A 2,434-nucleotide genomic window follows, 5' to 3' on the forward strand; every position below is an offset into this window, starting at 1 on the left:
TCCCTAATCTTAAACCATAATTTAATAAATCCGCCCGTATACCAATTCTTACTAGCCTTAATAAATTCTTCGCCTAATTTATAAGTAAAACATTCTTTTTCTTTTAAAGCCTCGTTATAATCAGGATAAGTTTCTAAAGGAGGTAAGGCTGAATTTGGATTTTGTTTTATTTTTTCTTCATAGGCTTTTTGTTCAAATTGATGTTTATCTTTTATGTAAGATAATACATAAGGCATTCTTATATAGCCCCATAAACTTTTTGAATTAGCAATCAAAGCTTTTCCTAGTTTATAGGATAGATGATTTTGAATTCTTTGTTTAGCTGTGCCATATTCGGTTTGAAATTTTAATTTATTATTTTGACAATTTAAAGAATTTAATAACTCATAATTAAAATCTTTACTGCAAATATTATCAATTAGCATTAAAAAATACTCATAATCTTCTTCATCTAAACTATTTTTCAATATATAAGTGCAACATAAGATAGCGTTCTTTATATCTTTTTGATAAAAATAAATTTTTGATGCCACATGTGAAATATTGACATATAAATGAGAAGCATTGATTTTATAATTTTCAAATTCATTAAAAAATTCTTGATTATAAAAACAGCTCAACAATAAATTCACATATTTATCTCTTTGCTCTTTAAATATTTCATTTAATTCATTTTCTGCTTCTTTTATTTTGTTTTCACACATTAATAAATCAATATATTTTATCTTATAAGATAAGTTATCACTATCCAACTCATATGCTTTTTCCAAATATTGCATTTTAAGATTATTATCATAATTTAACCAACAAGATAGCAAATAAAGATAACCATAAGATGAAGCTTTATATAAATTATTAGTAAATATATTTTCAATATTATTTTTTATAATAATATATTGCTCCTCATAGCTAAATAGATCCACTATATTTTTTTTAATTATATTATTTTCAGATATTAAACAAGCAAAATTTTTAAATTGAGAATGCGATCCATATATAACACTTGCCTTACTCATTAAATTTAAACTAAAAAAATCACATTCAGCTTTTGAAAAATCTTTTCTGTATAAATCATTTAAAAAAATAATATTTTCATTTTTATTTAAATTTTTCCTGCATAACTCAAAAAAAGCATTATCATTGCAAAACAATATTACTTTAGTATCAGTATCTTTCACATAATTTAAAATTAATTCTATAGGAAAAATATACATAAATAAACTACAAATATTAAATTGTCTAATATAAGCATCGTTGACAACTTCACCTCCTCTCATATGAAAAACAATAAAATCACCTATATCATTTTTAATCTCATTGGAATAGCAAATAATATCTGTATATCTTTTAGAAAATCTTATATTCTTCCAAAATTTTTTAGCATTAATAATAAACTCTTGCTTATCTATATCTACCATAGAATTATACAACTCATTCCATACAGTAACATCAAATCCATAATCTTCATTTATAGCTTGTTTAATATTTTTTAATTGTATATTACTAGGTGTGTAATTATTGAAATTACTTTTTTTAACAATATTATTGTTAGTATATGAATACTCTAATAAAAAATCTGCTGAAAATATTTGTTCTTCTTTATCCAAATCAATAAAATTAGCATTTAAAGAATTTTCCTTCCATATAAAACCAAACTTAAAGTCTGTTTTGTCAGCTATGTACATAGCATTAATAATAGCAAACATCCTAGCACCAAAACCATCAAATCTATTGGCTAATGCAAGTCCTTTATATTTTCTTCTATAAACACTTATTTTTATATTTTCTAAATAATTAAATTTTAAAAACCTTGCTTTTATATTTTCCGTATAAGTTAATTCTATCTTACTTTCTTTTATTGAAAATATATTTTTGTCTAATAAAATCCAATCATTTTTAATTTTATAATATAAATTTAACCCATCTATATTTAAACAATTAAAAATAACTATACATTCTAATAATACATCATCTTTTAAATCTAAGACAATAAAATCCGCATTATCTTTATAAATATCATAATCAATATTTATAAGATCATTTTGCTTCCAATATGTTATATTCTTCATTAAATCCTCTTTTCATCCCTAATCTTAAACCATAATTTAATAAATCCGCCCGTATACCAATTCTTACTAGCCTTAATAAATTCTTCGCCTAATTTATAAGTAAAACATTCTTTTTCTTTTAAAGCCTCGTTATAATCAGGATAAGTTTCTAAAGGAGGTAAGGCTGAATTTGGATTTTGTTTTATTTTTTCTTCATAGGCTTTTTGTTCAAATTGATGTTTATCTTTTATGTAAGATAATACATAAGGCATTCTTATATAGCCCCATAAACTTTTTGAATTAGCAATCAAAGCTTTTCCTAGTTTATAGGATAGATGATTTTGAATTCTTTGTTTAGCTGTGCCATATTCGGTTTGAAATTTTAA

1 protein-coding gene and 1 pseudogene are annotated in these 2,434 nt (G+C 22.8%); both read right to left on the reverse strand.

What is annotated here, in order from left to right; genetic code table 11:
- Positions 1–2,069, reverse strand: a 2,069-nt coding sequence (locus AJN69_RS10295; RefSeq protein ID WP_261663651.1) for a hypothetical protein, incomplete at its 3' end; no start/stop codon positions are given.
- Positions 2,069–2,434, reverse strand: a pseudogene (locus AJN69_RS02810) (glycosyltransferase family 2 protein); the annotation flags it as partial. The gene AJN69_RS10295 and the pseudogene AJN69_RS02810, both read right to left, overlap by 1 nt.

It is taken from the genome of Campylobacter sp. BCW_4338, assembly GCF_001763255.1.
GTDB classification, from domain to species: domain Bacteria; phylum Campylobacterota; class Campylobacteria; order Campylobacterales; family Campylobacteraceae; genus Campylobacter_D; species Campylobacter_D jejuni.